A 14667-nucleotide genomic window follows, 5' to 3' on the forward strand; every position below is an offset into this window, starting at 1 on the left:
GACGACCAACCTGGCGTTCGGGGAGTGGCCAAGCGTGTTTGCCGGCGACGCCAAGATGACGACGGCACTGCTCGATCGACTGACCCACCACTGCGAGATCGTCGAGACCGGCAACGAGAGCTGGCGCTTCAAGAACCGGGCGTGAGGGCGGTCTGCGCGCAGCTCATCCTGGACCCCTGCTCAGCCCGGCTGCGCCACCCCGACCCGCTTCGCCGGGCTGATCAGGGGCGTCGCGCCACGCGCAACAAAGGGTCCCGATTGGACGCCGATCAGGGGTCCCGTTCCGATGCCGTTTGACACCAGGGCGTGATAGCCCGCAAAGCAGAGTGGGACCCAGCTCGCGGATACCATCAGGGCCAGCGGTCACATGAACGACTGCATCAACAGGCCGGACACAAGACTGCACCCGACCAACGCGTCAGAAGCTCAATTCGCCGCTTGCAATGCGGGAGCCATCCACACAAGACTGACGCTTACGACGGAAAGAGCTACCTATATTACGACTGGATGAGCCGAGATTTCTTTGCATTTCTCAAGGATCAGCCGAAGCAAGATTATTACGCCGCACTGGGGAGCGGCCAGCGTGTCAAGGTAAAGAAGGATTTTCGCAGAAAGGCAGGGAAGGCGTACGATCTTTGCTTGAAAGCGATCGAGGCGGAAACACAGGATTACCGCAACGACCGCTGGCGCAAAGTTTTCGGATCGAACTTCCCGCCCAGACCCGTTGCAACCACGGCTGCGGACTCGGCTTTCGAGTCCGCTCTCAAGTCTGGGGGCTACGAGGCTCGAAACACCGAACGCTTTATCGAGGACATGTACCCAATCGATATCCGCTTCGATATCGAACTGGAGTGCGAGGTGAAGCAGGATGGCTTTCGCCCATCCCTCCTACGCAGCTTGCTTGCCGCGAGCCGCGTTCTCCAGGCGAAGAAGGACTTGAAATTCTTCGTCACTGATACCGACGTACCTCCGCCTTTCACGTTGCTGTGGAAGGTGCTCAATAGAGGTCCCACGGCCGTGAGACGTGATTGTATCCGAGGCGAGATCGTACCGGATGACGGCCGTCTGGAGAAGATAGAAAGGACCAACTTTCGGGGCGACCATATTGTAGAATGCTACGCCGTGAAAGACGGCGTCGTCGTCGCCAAAGATCGCATTCACGTTCCCATAACCGAGTAGGATATCCGGTGGACAGAGCTGGTCTTCTTAAGGCGATAGCCAACACCGGCTACAACGTAGGGTTCGGCGCGAAGAAGCATTTTGCAACCTTCGATCTTGTCGAGAAAGTGCCGGGTTGGATCGGCTTCATATCAAGCGCGGTCGGAATATTTGCGCTGGTTTGGGAGCCCCTCTCCGCAAAGGTACCCTCAGCGTGCTTGGCCGTGCTTGGACTGTGCAACGTCTATATCGCAGCCTATCGAAGTAAAGAATATGATGAGGTTGGCCGGAAGCTGACCCAAATTTACAACCAGCTTCGAGATTTATATTATGAAGTCCAAGGTGGTTCTGACGTGGAGCAAAGCCACGCTCGCCTCGCAGAACTCGAGAGCAGTTTCTATGCTGCATCAATCAGCAAGCAGATACTCTTTTCCGATTGGTTCACACACTACAAGTTTTTCGCACAGCAAGAGAGAGCATGGATTAACGAGCAGCGAAAATTTACTTGGAAGGATATGGTGCCTCTTTCGCTGAGAATCGCTCTTGTAATTTTTTCTTTGGCTCTGCCTGCCGGGTTGTACCTCTTGGCGCACAAATAGTCACGTCGCTTTCTTCACTTAATTCGGGCAGTTCGGTTGGAATCTTATTGTCCACCGTGATCTACAATCTATTCTATATACTGTCAGAGGCCATTCGAAACGGACTTTCTCAAGTAAGCTATTCATAGAGAGCCGGCGCTGTGGAATGCCCCGAGGTGGACGTCGTGAGGGTCCGTATCAGGTCCAGAGCGGCGGTTCGGCGCCTGCCGACGGAAGGTCGGCTTACGGCGCTTTGCGGATCCGCCGCCGATTTCTACAGGCTGTGGAGCGCTTAAAACCGAGCGTTGACCAGGGTCCAATCCGATGGTCCATTTCCTAGGTCCGATGCCGCTCAAGACGGGTGATCGGGGGCTTAACCCCTTGATGTCGTACCCCTTCGGTTTTGGCTGAGAATCCTGGCGCCCCAGCCACCTTTTCACCTAACCCACTCAGATCGCTCACGTTCTCGCGCAGCCGCCCTGCGGAGTGAGCCGGTTGCACCATTCCGCTGCTACACAGGCCGCCCGCCCGGGCGGCGAGGGAGCGGAGTGAGGTCCATCGCCAACGTCGTCCTCCGGGGACGAATCTTCCACTTTCGACGCCGCGTGCCGGACACGCTCAGACCCAGGCTGCGCCTGAAGGAACTGGTGCGCAGCCTCGCGACCACCGACCTTCGTGCTGCCAAGGCGAGAACCTGTCGGGTATACCTCGCCTCGGAGAGCCTGTTCACGGCCCTGTGCGCGACGCCGATGCTGACCGACGACCAACTCGCCCGCTTCGTGCAGGACTTCTACGGGACGATCCTCGACGATGAAGGACAGGGACGGCTGACGCACGGAGCGATCCCGACCGACCTGCGGGAGCGGCGCGTCGCCCAGTACGAGACGATGGCGGCACGGGCGCGCGAAGCTCTCGCCTGCAACCGGCTGGAAGAGGCGGGCTTCGTCACCGTCGCCATGCTCCGCAAGCAGGGCATTGGGATTGCCCCGTTTCTGTGGGGCAATCCCAATCCCCAGGCACGGGGCAAGGCGGCCAGAAAGGGAGCCAGCCATACCTCTAAGTGGTCAAGCCACGCCTTCGACCCGAGCTCATCCATTGCGGCGCTCCCGCTCGCCTCAGCAAACGAAAACTAGGATGCTCCAACATGGCAGATTATTGCTAAGCCAAGCTGTCTGACGCGTTGCACTCGCCAGCAGTATCAGAAACAGTGAAATCCCGACCTTCGCTGATGCCCAGGCTGCGGCAAGCGGCTCGTTTCGGCGCGAGCGGGCTTCGAAGAGAGCGCGCCGGGAAACGGAATTGAACAAAACCATATTTCGGCTCGCCCGTGCCCGGCGACTCCGCCATCGACCATGCTGCACAGGTGACCGGCATCGAGCACGGGGAATGAGCGGGAGAGGTTTTCTCGGCCCACAGGAATCCGCAGAATCAGGGTTTCTGTCTGTGGTTGGCAGCCATGCCATGATACCTGCTTTTTCAGTGAAATATACAACCTATGATATCGTTATAATTTTGAGATTGAATTTGAATATGATGTGGCAAATGCACAAAATACAATTTTTTCACTTAATACTTCTTATTTACAGTACATGTGCGAATCTTTACAACATATACGATATTTCATAGTTCGACTCATTGTTTTAGTCGCAATCAATTCGACTAGCCTTGACAATAAAATGCTGCCGTAGGATTGAGGGCCCGGGCACAGGCGCGCGGAGTCGATTGGTGTGACGAAAATCTTGAAGTGCCCCGTCCACGTCAGCGACAGGGCTTGCTCCGCCTGCCGAGCACGCCTCTTGCATTGCACGACTTCATGTCACTCAGATAAGGAATGCGCCGGCATATTCGGATGAGTTTGGCGCACTTTCAGCAGCGGAACCTAGCAAACGTCGGTGGTCCATGAAAAATTTTGTCAGTCGCATAATTCGAACGGTTGGCAAAACGCCGGAGAGGGATGCCGAAGGCAATCAACCTCAGAAAGAAATCGCAGAAACAGATCAAAAATCCCTCGAAAGATCGATCGTCGCCGAACATTTCGACACTATTTATTATCTCTCGACAAATCCAGACGTTGCACAAGTCGGACACGACGCTCTCGACCATTTTCTGGAATATGGATGGCGTGAGGGGCGCAATCCAACCTCTTGGTTTCGAAGCAAGTATTATCTTGACAAAAATGAGAGTTATCTTAAGAACAATATCAACCCGTTCTATGAGTATCTTATCAAGAACGAGCACGCGCCGTCGAGCAATGATGATGCCATCGAAGACATCCGCACATTCAACACAAATGATGTTGTACGCAAACTCGTAGAAGCGCATTTCGATTCTACTTTTTACGTGTCGAAAAATGGCGACGTTGCGGAAAGCGGGGTCAATCCGCTCGACCATTTTCTTGAATACGGCTGGCGTGAAAATCGAAATCCGACCCCTTGGTTCGACATCGAGGAGTTCTTGAAAAGTCGGCCGGATATAGGCTTCGCCGGGGTAAACCCTTTTTACCAATATCTGCTTGAGAAACAACACTCCCAAGAGAAATCAGCGCCAGAACTGAGAGCTGACATTGCCCCTACCGGCGCAGATGCAGCCGCCTTGAACTTTCAACGATCGATGATCGAACCTTACTTCGATCGCGAGTACTACTTAAGAACGTATTCCGATATCGCCGCAGCTGGGGTTGACCCGCTCGCCCATTTCGTCGCCCAAGGATGGCATGAGGGGCGTAATCCGACCGCGCAGTTCGACGTGCGAGAATATCTTCGTCTCAATCCTGACGTCAGAACTGCTGGCGTCAATCCATTCTATCACTATATCGTCGTCGGAAAATCGGAGGGCCGGCAGGTCAAGTCAGAGCATTTTATCGAGTCGAGAATCATCTCTTCTGCTCGATCCATGGGGGCGCGCGCCGCCAACGATCTTAAGCAAGCTTCGCATCGCGTCGCCCTCAAGAGCGACGTTCTAAAAACATATATTGAACGATTGATTCCAAATAGTCGCAACCGCGTCATTTTAAGTCTTAGTCATGACGACTATACCGGAAATTATGGGGGTATCCAGAATTGCATCGGTCAGGAACAAAAAGAATCGAATGCCTCAGGAATTTCCTACGTTCATATTTCTCCTGCTCGTCCTACCCTTTATTTCAACCCAAAATCTGAAGACAACGAGGAACTTGTTACAATCATTATCGATGGGGATAGGGTTGGGCATGCAACCAAATTTGATCTCATTGCATGTTTGTCCGAACGTGCGACAGGGTCAGCCGTCGACATCCACTTCATTATTCACTCCCTTCTCGGCTTTTCATTGAAATTTATATCGAATTTACATGCCGCTCTCAGGCCGCAGGGCAGCTCGTTCTGGATTCACGACTGCTCCACGCTATGCACGAATTATGCGCTATTGCGCAACGATATTGAATTCTGTTGGGCGCCCAAGTCCGAATCGGCGTCATGCACCGTTTGTGTGTATGGCAGTGAGCGGATCGAACACCTGAAAGCGATACGCCTGCTGTTCGATATCCTCAAGCCGGACGTGATCTTTCCGTCAGAGACGGTCCGCGATTTCTGGCAAGCGAAATCCAGCTACACCACCGGGCGGGCCATCGTCTCACCGCATGCCCATCCGAAATTCGGCACCAGGGCCCGCGACAAGGCCGTCGGGCGTCCCGCAAAAGTCGCCTTCGTGGGCATGGCCTCGGCTCATAAGGGCTGGCATGTGTTTCATGAACTCGCGGAGGCATGCCGGCGCGATCCCCGATACAACTTTTTTCACTTTGCAACCTCCCCGGGCGAGCTGACTCCCGCGATCCATTTTGTGCCGACAACCGTCACCTCTCAAAACCCTTCAGCGATGATCGACGCTCTTCTTGAAAACGATATTGATATAGTCATCCAATGGTCATTATGCTTTGAAACGTTCTCATTCAGCACCCTGGAGTCAGTGCTGGCTGGAACATACATCGTGGGCCGAAGAGACAGCGGGAACGCGGCGAAGCTCATTGAAGAGTTCAAATCGGGAATTCTTCTCACCAGCAAAAAAGATCTGACGGAATTTTTCTCGTCAGGAAATGCTTATGACCAACTACGCAATTATCGATTGCGGCCTGTATCTGTCGGATCAATTGAACTGAACAAGCCCAGCTTTTCCTTCCTCGGCAAGTGATAGGCAACGGATATGTCGCAAGTGCATTGCTATACAAGTATTACCTTCTCTTATTTGTCGAGGGCGCGGGTGCTCAGCGAGACGCTACGAGCACACCACCCGGACTGGACGCTGTGGCTATGTATCTCGGATCTCGAGCCGGCAGACTACAAGCTCGACATGGTCGACCATGGGTTCGACCACGTGCTCTGGTTGAAGGATTTGAGGATCGACAATCGAGAAAGCTGGATATTTCGACACAACATTGTTGAAATTTGCACAGCTGTAAAGGGCTTTTTCCTGGAAAAAATTTTCGACTCTGGTGCTGATATTGTTTTATATATCGATCCAGACATTGCTATATTTAACAGCCTTCTACCGTTGGTGCAGAGACTGCAAAATGCCAATATGATACTGACTCCTCATTTAATTAATCCCGAAGAAAAATCAAAATACATGTGGGAGAACGAGCGCAGTTCTCTCTTACATGGCGTATACAATCTAGGATTTTTAGGCGTGAGAAATAGTACGGAGGGACGGCGCTTCGCCGCATGGTGGCGGGAACGGCTGCAATTTTTCTGTTTCGAAATTGCGTCAGAAGGTATTTATACCGATCAACGTTGGTGCGATCTCGTGCCGGCTTTCTTCGAGGGCGTCGAGATCGTGAGGGATCCCGGGTACAATGTGGCAAGCTGGAACATCAGTTCCCGACCCATTACGTTTGACCACGACGGAACCCTCTATGCGGGTGATTCATTGTTGAGGTTCTACCATTTCACAAAAATTACTGATGTCGGTGAAGCAATGATCGACCGCTACTCCGGATCGAGTACAGCTATTTTTGAAATTGTTAAATGGTACCAGTCAAGATTAAAGAAATATGAAGATCCTATATTTAGTAAATACTGGGCTTATGGTTCATATAACGATGGCACACCCATCAAATACGAACATCGTGTACTGTACCGTAAACGACCTGATCTGCAGGAAGATTATCCTAACCCTTTTCGTGCCAACAGTTATCTTAAGTGGATCAGAGAAAATAATCTAAATTGATCAATCACACCAGTCATGGCGTCCAGGCGGGTCTGGGCAGGCGTTCTGGCGCTGCTATCTTTGCCTGGCGTCAAACACCACCTCGATCCGGTCGACCTTGATGTTGCGGCCTGCCCACCATACTCCGCCACCCCAGCGCGGCCATCACCGGCGGTCTGGATGACGAGGATCCCCCGGCTGGCCCGCATTCAAGAGACACCCGCGATCCGATCCACCTCAACCCGACAAAGCGGGCGTGTCGTGACAGAAGAGCCGGTCCGTCCGTGCGGGGTCACGGATGGATCGGCTTTTGGCTACAACCGGCATCTGTCGGACGCTGGGGCATGGCCGGTGGGCGCGCGGGGACTCGCCGGGGGATCACGCCGCGCTGGGTGTGCGGGCAGCGCACCAGCAGATCAGGGAAAACTCGGCCTCGACCCGCGTCGAGAGCCCCTCGTGGACCGGGCAGGATCGCCACGCGCTGATGACGTGCCCGGCCCTTCCCAACCTGCCGCACCGGCCCCTCGTGGGAATGAGCCTGACGGGGTAGGGGAAAAAGTAAGGGGTTGGCCTCCTGAACTGCCGAGCCTGCCGGCCAATCGCTAAGCGGTCACCGCGCCGCTGTTCGAGGATCTGCTCCCGCTCGTCCAGTGCCGGTGAAGCCGGCACCGCTTTCGCTGGCCCTCACCTTGTAAAGTGCGGAAGTCGCTCAAAGCGCGCGACATTCGCCCGATGATCCGATGCTGCTGCTGCCGCTCGCTGCCGCAACTTCGGGTGGGGTGGGGGAGAAGGGCGTCATGGACGCGAAGGCAATCGTTGAACAGCGGCAGCGCCGCCGGCGAATCGCACGGTCGGGCGCAGCGCCTTTGCAAGTGCATTGAGCTGCGTCCGAACTGCGCCGCTGCCTTTAACCGAAAGATCCCACATTTAGCACCCGGAGCAAATCGAGGCTGTGATACGCTTGATCTGCTTTTCGTCTGCCCGCTCTTTCTCACGCGCCTTCGCCGAATTGCGCTTGTGGATCTCCTGCATCACTGCAACTTTAGCCAGAATGCTGGGCGCGTTCTCCAATGCGAGAGGTAGCGCGGCCGAGCCCAATGTTGGAACAGCCGCAGCTGGCGATATAGAGGCGAATCGCTGTCGCGGTTCGCGGATATTTTGCGGTTTACGATAGCTTATGCTGGAATTCGACAAAACACACAATGGATCGACGGAGTTTCTCGACGTAAGAAGCGTCTTGCACGTGCTCTCGGGCAGCTTGTCAGGAGCGGAATCCACCGCATTCGGATAAGCCGCATCGACCGCGCTTGGATAGGCCGCCCAGGCCGGCGCAAGCGTGTGTGGCTCGCGCGATTGCCCGATCCCGAAACAGCCGCCCAAGCCGAGCGACAAACCGATTGCAACGACCCTCAAATGTACCGCCACCGACGCCCTCCTCACGCAGCCGATGCGCTTCGGCCACTGGTATCGACCTGAAACGCTGCTGGTCCCTTAAGGGCGGCGCCTCATCCGTCCGACATATCACACCCGGTTGTCATGCACGACAGGCCGGCCTCTTGAGGTCTGTCCGGGAAGAAGGCTCGTCTCTCGGAGCAGGCTGCGGGCGATGACCCTGGGGCGTCATGGTTGAGCAATGTGGATGCCAGAAAACTGCTCATGCTCAGACGATTCTACCGAAACCCGGCATGGTTCTGGACAGCTTCTCGTCTCAGCACTTCCTCGACAAGATGCACCATGCCCACGTCACCGACGATCACGCACGGCCGCTCGACGTGCTACAACCGGAGACCGCATGCATGAATCGTGTCATTGTTGGGGAATAACTCCGAGAAATCGTTCGATTCCCTGCCAAAACACAACACCGGGCTTTTCATTCACCACATAATCCCAATCGATTTCGTTGGTCCAAACGAAGTGAAATTCCCGAAACCACCTTGCGAACCACCAGGACAGCGTACCTTGCCCGTTCTCGGCGAAACTGAAAAATGAATTGCCGAAGACAACGACCTTCTCGTCGATGGGCGCCTTCGGATTCTTCCAGATCTGCCGACGCCCCATATGAGATCCGTCTTCGGGAATATATTCGTCCGATTTTTCTACCCCGTCACAAAAATGCGGCAGGTCTGCGGTATCGACTTCGTAAAATATCTCGGGCACAAACAGCCCGATCATCCGGTATGACAAATCGCCGATCGTCGCCGTTGCCTTGTCGAATCGATAGGCGGGGATGCGCAGATCGAACAACTCATTCATCAGATGCTTGAAAACTAAATAAGTACCATAAGGCGATAGGTGACTGTCGGCTCGACGGCAAGCAATCGTCCGGTCTGCGAGGCTCCAGAATATCCCGCGCACGGAGGTGTAGATGGCGCTCCCGTGACGATCCCGCATTTCGGCCTCGATGTGATCGAGCAGGCGGGTCGGGCTTGAGATCGGCGTCGGGTACAGATCCGGAAGGATCGAAATTTTTTCAGGGACGATGACCTGATGGAATCGGACGCCGGCTTGAGCGGCGCGTTCGAGACGATTGTCAACGAGCGCGATCCATTGCGTTGCCACGTCGAGGTCGCCAGGGCGCGTCGGGGCATATTGGGCAAGAACGTCGTTGGACCCTCCGATCAGAAACATGAAGCCATCCCTGCCCAGGATGGCCGAACCGTCGCTCGACACCATCCCGACCGGCATCTGGATGCTGCTCATGGACGAGGTCTCGATGCGCTCCACATTCACGAGGCGATGCGTCAGGTCGCTGTTGCGGTGACGTAGGCTGGCATTGACGAGCATCGACGAAAGAATGGTATGAAGCTCTTGATTGCCCAAATTATGCGCAACCGCTTCTGCAATATCAGTAAAACTTCCCTGCTTCAACCGCTTGTTCAGATCACTGATTGCCTGGTAAATCTCGAGCGCGGCATCGTTCATATCGGCTTCTTTCAAAATATTTCCTCGCTCCGGAAGCTATTAATTACTAGCTAGCGGCGTCTACATCGCAGGAGAGCATAGAGCTATGACCGGACATGTTCAAGTTTTTCCCCTCAAAAGCTCGTCGCGCGCGCCCCGCCTGTCTGCCCCGCCCCGTCCTGTCCTGCCTCGGCTCGAACGATCGGAGCGCACCGACGCTGCGCGCATGGATCGGTGAGTTCGCTTCCGCCGCAAGCCTCGGCCTGACCGGCGCCCCGCTCACGACGAGGTGACAACCGGTAGAGTTTATGGTCCAAATGACCGGAGCAGGTCTACAGGCCCCGGGCACCGCCGTGCCGATCCTGTGGCGGGATGGTGCTGCTCCTGACCCAGAGGTCGTCCCGAGTGCGCGGCGCGCGCAGCAGTTGGGTTATTGATGTGGAACAGCACGGCTCGCGGGCCCGATGTCGACGGGGGAAGGGTTGATCTATCAGCTGGTTGCCGTCGCGGTGGGAGTCGTCGTCGGATTACCGATCGCCTTGTTCGGCTTCATGCGGATCGACGAGAGGCCCGGCTGGCTCAGCTGGACGATCCTCCTGGTTGGCGTCGTGGCGACACTGGGACCGGCCACGAGCGCCGCAATCTCGCATGCTCTCCAGGCGGGAACGGGACGGTACGAGGGACGCTGATGAGCTACGTGATCCCCCTCGGGATACTTGGCCTCCCCGTTTCATGGCGCCCTGCCGGGCTCTCCGGCAATGGTGCGGATCTGATTCGCACGGCCGGGCGATGGGTTCCTGCGGCAGGATAATGCTGGACAACACCGAAGTGGCGACGCCCGAAGTTGTCCCTGTCATCGCCGCAAGCTTTGCTCTATGTTCGCTTGCCGCACGATTCGCGTCGCGCTGGCAGCCAGACCGAGAACACGAGTGATCATCTCTTCATCGCGCCGGACAACGCAAAGACGTGTCCTCAATACGGGTAGCGGACCTTTCGATAGGGACAAGCTGCATCCCGCCTTTCGCAACCATGGATGGAGCGAGGTCCGCCTCGATATTGATGCACGTGTGGCACCCGACCTGATCGGGTCTGTCACCGACATGCGTGCCTTCGCGCCGGACGCCTCTTTCGATGCAGTTTGGTCGTCGCACAACGTGGAGCACCTTCACGCACATGAGGTTCTCCCAACATTCAGTGAGTTCACGCGCATTCTGAAGCCGGATGGCTTCGCGCTGATTACGTGCCCAGATCTTCAGGCTGTGGCGCAACTCGTCGCCGAAGGCAAGATGGATCACGTCGTGTACGTATCCCCGGCGGGACCGATCACCCCTCTCGATATGATGTTCGGTCACTCTGCCTCCATCGGCGCCGGCAATCGCTTCATGGCTCACAACACAGGTTTCACGGCCGAGCGTCTGGGTCGTGTCGGCCTCGATGCCGGCTTCACCGAGGTCCGTATCGGTAAAGGCCGCTTCTTCGATATCTGGGCCCTGGCCCTCATGCCGGAGGCGGATCTCGCATCCATCGCCCCATTGTTTCATGGGACCGATCAGTCCGATCTGCTGCGCTGGCGCTGACCGACACGGACGGGCTCGCGAAGGCTGCACCCGCGATGGATTTCCTGTTCGTTCACAACAATTTCCCAGCGCAGTTCCGGTTCGTCGCCGAGCATCTCGCGCGCGACCCGCGCAATCGCGTCGCCGCGGTAGGAGCCGCGTCCGCGCGCGACCTGCCGGGGGTTCGCCTGGAGCGCTATCAGTTCGAGGATATCGGCCGCGCCGAAGTCCATCCCTTCGCGCGTCGATTCGATCGTGAGGCACGCCGGGCCGAGCAGGTGCTGTACGCCCTGAACGCGCTCGATCGCGCAGGCTTCGTTCCAGACGTCATCGTCGCGCATAGCGGCTGGGGTGAGACTCTTCCCCTTCGCGCAAAATATCCAAAGGCTCGTTTCGTCGTATACTGTGAATATTACTATCGCGATGCGGGCGGGGACGTCAATTTCGATCCCGAATTTCCTCTTCTCGGCGTCGACGGGCTGACGCATTTACGTGCCAAGAATTCTTCGCAACTGCTCGCCTTGGTCGATAGCGATGTCGGGATCTCACCGACACCGTGGCAGAGATCGACCTATCCACGTGAATTCCAATCGAAGATTGTGATTGCTCACGAAGGCGTCGATACGCAATCGGTTCAACCCGACGCGCGGGCACGCTTTCGCTTGCCGAACGGCAGGATGCTCGCCGCAGGCGATGAAGTCCTCACCTTCGTGGCGCGCAACCTCGAACCCATGCGAGGGATCCACGTCTTTCTACGGGCTCTTCCCGCGATCATGGCTGCGCGCCCCCAAGCGCAGGTGGTCATCGCGGGCAATGACGGGGTGTCCTACGGGGCGACGTCCCCGGACAGACGCTCGTGGAAGGAGGTCTTTCTGTCGGAGGTGAGGCACCGGCTCGATCTCGCGCGCGTGCATTTCGTCGGCCCCCTGCCTTACACCGACTACCTCCGCCTGCTGCAGGTCTCCCGCGTCCACGTCTATCTGACCTATCCGTTCGTGCTGTCCTGGTCCCTCGTCGAAGCGATGAGCGCAGGCTGTCTGATCGTCGGCTCGGACACGGAACCGCTGCGCGACGCGATCGAGCATGGCCGAAACGGCCTTCTCGTGCCTTTCTTCGATGCTGGACTGTTGGGACGGACGGTCGTCGGCGCTCTCAGCTATCCCGAACAGTATCTGTGGCTGCGACAGGCGGCACGATCCACCGCCATCCAGCGATTCGAGCGACGCCACGCCCTTGCCGCTCAACTCGCGGCGATCATCCCGCCTTCCTGAGCAGAAAGGACGCTCCACGCCCCCCCTGCGGCAAGCGCGCCAGGATCCGACCCCCTCAACGCATTGCGATGATGAGAAAATGCAACTCACCGCGCCTCCCGGACGCGGCCCGCGCGGCAGAGGCGTCCTGGCGTACCGGCGAGGCGTGCCGGTGAGAATGGTCGACGAGCGCTCGTTCCGCCTCTCAGGCTTCCCTGCGATGATAGGCTACAAAGCTGCGACAACAGCGTCTTGCAACGACATGCCCTCCAAGCGACTATTGTCACGTCCATGCTTCGCTGCCGCAACGGCCCCGCTTTGAGCAGCTGAACCCTGCGTTGTAGATCGTACGTTCGAAGGATTCACACGATGCTGTTCAGGGTGGTCGCTCGGTTCGACCGCGTTCACATCTATACGCTTCGGGGCTCGCCCGAGGGGGCGCTGGAACTCGCGGAAGACCGTCGCAAGCTCGGGGCCGACAGTGTATGGGTTTGCGATCAGAACTGGCAGTTCATCAGCGCGAGCGAGCTGGACGCTCGCGTCAGGAAACGGGCTGAGTCATCGGGCCCGTCCACTTCATCTCCCCGGTCCGACGGGCCGAGTGTCAAAGTCCAGTCGGGCCCGGATCCGGTGAAACCCACGGTCGATGACGGCGGTGGAACACCCAGGCGCGTGCGCGTATTCAAAGCCATGAAGCATCAGGACGATCGCAGCTGAGGCACGTTTCCCGCCGCATGTCTTGTTCCGCAGCGCGATCCGGGAGACGGCGCGTTCAGCCCGTCGAGATCGACAACTCTATCAGTCCCTTGCACTTCCTCGCGCGACGAGTTCCCAGTTAGGTGCATTCGGCGAGGGCAGACCGCTCCCCGTCCGACACCACCCGGCCTGCCCGCACCGGGCGGTTCGAAGGGGTGGAGTCAGGCGACGCAAGGCCGCCCCGGGGATCGCGGGCATGGTTGCGGACGTCGACCTCGAGTGATGTCTCGCCTTCAGCGCCAAGCGAATTCGAGGGTTGGTCGCCCTCTCGCGGGGGCGCGTCGCTCGCGGTGACCGACTCACGGAGGAACCGATATCCTCGGCAAGGCGCGCCATGCCCGCGCATGTCAGGAAGGGGCGCCCCGTCCGGGACGCCCCACCCCGATCAGACGAAGTGCTGGCCGCCGTTGATGGTCAGGGTCGAGCCGGTGATGAAGCCCGCCTGCTCGCCGGCCAGGAACTCGACCGCGCGGGCGATCTCATCGGCCTCGCCGAGACGGCCGACCGGGATGTGCGGCAGGATCTTGGCCTTCAGCACGTCGGCGGGGATCGCCTTGACCATCTCGGTGGCGATGTAGCCCGGGGCGATCACGTTGACGGTGATACCCTTGTTGGCGTTCTCCTGCGCCAGCGCCTTGGCGAAGCCGATCACGCCGGCCTTGGCGGCGGAGTAGTTGGTCTGGCCCATCTGGCCCTTCTGGCCGTTGATGGACGAGATCAGGATGATGCGGCCGAACCCGCGCGAGCGCATGCCGTCGATCAGCGGACGGGTGCAGGTGAACATCGAGTCGAGGTTGGTGCGGATCACCGCCTGCCACTGCTCGAAGGTCATCTTGTGGAACATGCCGTCGCGGGTGATGCCGGCATTGTTGACCAGGATGTCGATCGGGCCGAGCTCTGCTTCCGCGGCGCGGATGCCGGCCTCGCAGGCGGCGGCGTCGCCGACGTCGAACTTGAAGACCGGGATGCCGGTCTCGTCCTTGAAGGCCTGCGCGGCCTCGTCGTTGCCGCCGTAATTCGCCGCGACCTTGTAGCCGGCCTCCTTCAGGCCCTTCGAGATCGCGGCGCCGATGCCGCGGGTGCCGCCGGTGACCAGTGCGACGCGTTCAGCCATGTCTGCCCTCTCCTCTTGCGCGTTCGAGCGATCCGTCCCTCGGCGCCGCCCCGTGGATACGTTACGGAAGGCGGCCGTTCCACAATTATGGCGGGTGCCGTCCCGCTTCTTAGGTACTAACTGAGGTGGGGCGGCCGGGCTCCCGGCCGTCCCGATCTCGAGGATAAAATTTCAGC

General features: G+C 57.7%; 13 protein-coding genes. 10 read left to right on the forward strand and 3 right to left on the reverse strand.

The window, feature by feature from the left end; genetic code table 11:
• The 6 genes from G4G93_RS33165 to G4G93_RS33190 all read left to right on the forward strand — a co-directional run.
• A partial coding sequence (locus G4G93_RS33165; RefSeq protein ID WP_165088713.1) for an ATP-binding protein occupies window positions 1-145 on the forward strand: 145 nt, incomplete at its 5' end.
• A gap of 362 nt (window positions 146-507) precedes the next feature.
• Complete coding sequence (locus G4G93_RS33170) at window positions 508-1179, forward strand: nucleotide-binding domain-containing protein (RefSeq protein ID WP_123834322.1); 672 nt, start codon at window positions 508-510, stop codon at window positions 1177-1179.
• An 8-nt stretch (window positions 1180-1187) separates the two neighbouring features.
• Window positions 1188-1757: an SLATT domain-containing protein gene (locus G4G93_RS33175; protein WP_099954284.1), complete on the forward strand. Its 570-nt coding sequence runs from the start codon at window positions 1188-1190 to the stop codon at window positions 1755-1757.
• A 527-nt stretch (window positions 1758-2284) separates the two neighbouring features.
• A complete protein-coding gene (locus G4G93_RS35660; protein WP_312892320.1) occupies window positions 2285-2869 on the forward strand; it encodes a DUF6538 domain-containing protein in 585 nt (194 codons plus the stop codon).
• A 766-nt stretch (window positions 2870-3635) separates the two neighbouring features.
• Window positions 3636-5900, forward strand: a complete 2265-nt coding sequence (locus tag G4G93_RS33185; RefSeq protein WP_165091559.1) for a glycosyltransferase family 4 protein — start codon at window positions 3636-3638, stop codon at window positions 5898-5900.
• A gap of 69 nt (window positions 5901-5969) precedes the next feature.
• Entirely contained in the window at window positions 5970-6935 is a 966-nt protein-coding gene (locus G4G93_RS33190; RefSeq protein ID WP_206290164.1) for a hypothetical protein, read from the forward strand.
• 906 nt (window positions 6936-7841) lie between these two features.
• Here the strand turns inward: G4G93_RS33190 and G4G93_RS33195 are convergent.
• Both G4G93_RS33195 and G4G93_RS33200 read right to left on the reverse strand, forming a co-directional pair.
• Entirely contained in the window at window positions 7842-8339 is a 498-nt protein-coding gene (locus G4G93_RS33195) for a hypothetical protein (RefSeq protein WP_165091562.1), read from the reverse strand.
• A gap of 381 nt (window positions 8340-8720) precedes the next feature.
• Window positions 8721-9836, reverse strand: coding sequence for a hypothetical protein (locus G4G93_RS33200; protein WP_165091564.1), 1116 nt, complete (start codon window positions 9834-9836; stop codon window positions 8721-8723).
• A gap of 461 nt (window positions 9837-10297) precedes the next feature.
• Here G4G93_RS33200 and G4G93_RS33205 point away from each other — a divergent pair, with 461 nt between their 5' ends.
• The 4 genes from G4G93_RS33205 (at window position 10298) to G4G93_RS33220 (ending at window position 13338) form a co-directional block, all read left to right on the forward strand.
• Window positions 10298-10504 carry a hypothetical protein gene (locus tag G4G93_RS33205; protein WP_165091565.1) on the forward strand — a complete coding sequence of 69 codons (207 nt, stop codon included), beginning with the start codon at window positions 10298-10300 and terminating at the stop codon, window positions 10502-10504.
• Window positions 10505-10744: 240 nt separating this feature from the next.
• The gene (locus G4G93_RS33210; protein ID WP_312892321.1) at window positions 10745-11392 is read left to right on the forward strand and encodes a class I SAM-dependent methyltransferase; all 648 of its coding nucleotides are present in this window, start codon (window positions 10745-10747) and stop codon (window positions 11390-11392) included.
• 35 nt (window positions 11393-11427) lie between these two features.
• Complete coding sequence (locus tag G4G93_RS33215) at window positions 11428-12642, forward strand: glycosyltransferase (protein ID WP_165091568.1); 1215 nt, start codon at window positions 11428-11430, stop codon at window positions 12640-12642.
• A 348-nt stretch (window positions 12643-12990) separates the two neighbouring features.
• Window positions 12991-13338, forward strand: coding sequence for a hypothetical protein (locus G4G93_RS33220; protein WP_165091570.1), 348 nt, complete (start codon window positions 12991-12993; stop codon window positions 13336-13338).
• Between the two features lie 424 nt (window positions 13339-13762).
• On the opposite strand, the gene phbB is transcribed toward G4G93_RS33220, so the two are convergent.
• The gene (phbB, locus tag G4G93_RS33225; protein WP_165091571.1) at window positions 13763-14491 is read right to left on the reverse strand and encodes an acetoacetyl-CoA reductase; all 729 of its coding nucleotides are present in this window, start codon (window positions 14489-14491) and stop codon (window positions 13763-13765) included.
• Between the last annotated feature and the right edge of the window lie 176 nt (window positions 14492-14667).

The sequence above is a fragment of the Methylobacterium sp. DB0501 genome (assembly GCF_011043735.1).
Taxonomy (GTDB): domain Bacteria; phylum Pseudomonadota; class Alphaproteobacteria; order Rhizobiales; family Beijerinckiaceae; genus Methylobacterium; species Methylobacterium alsaeris.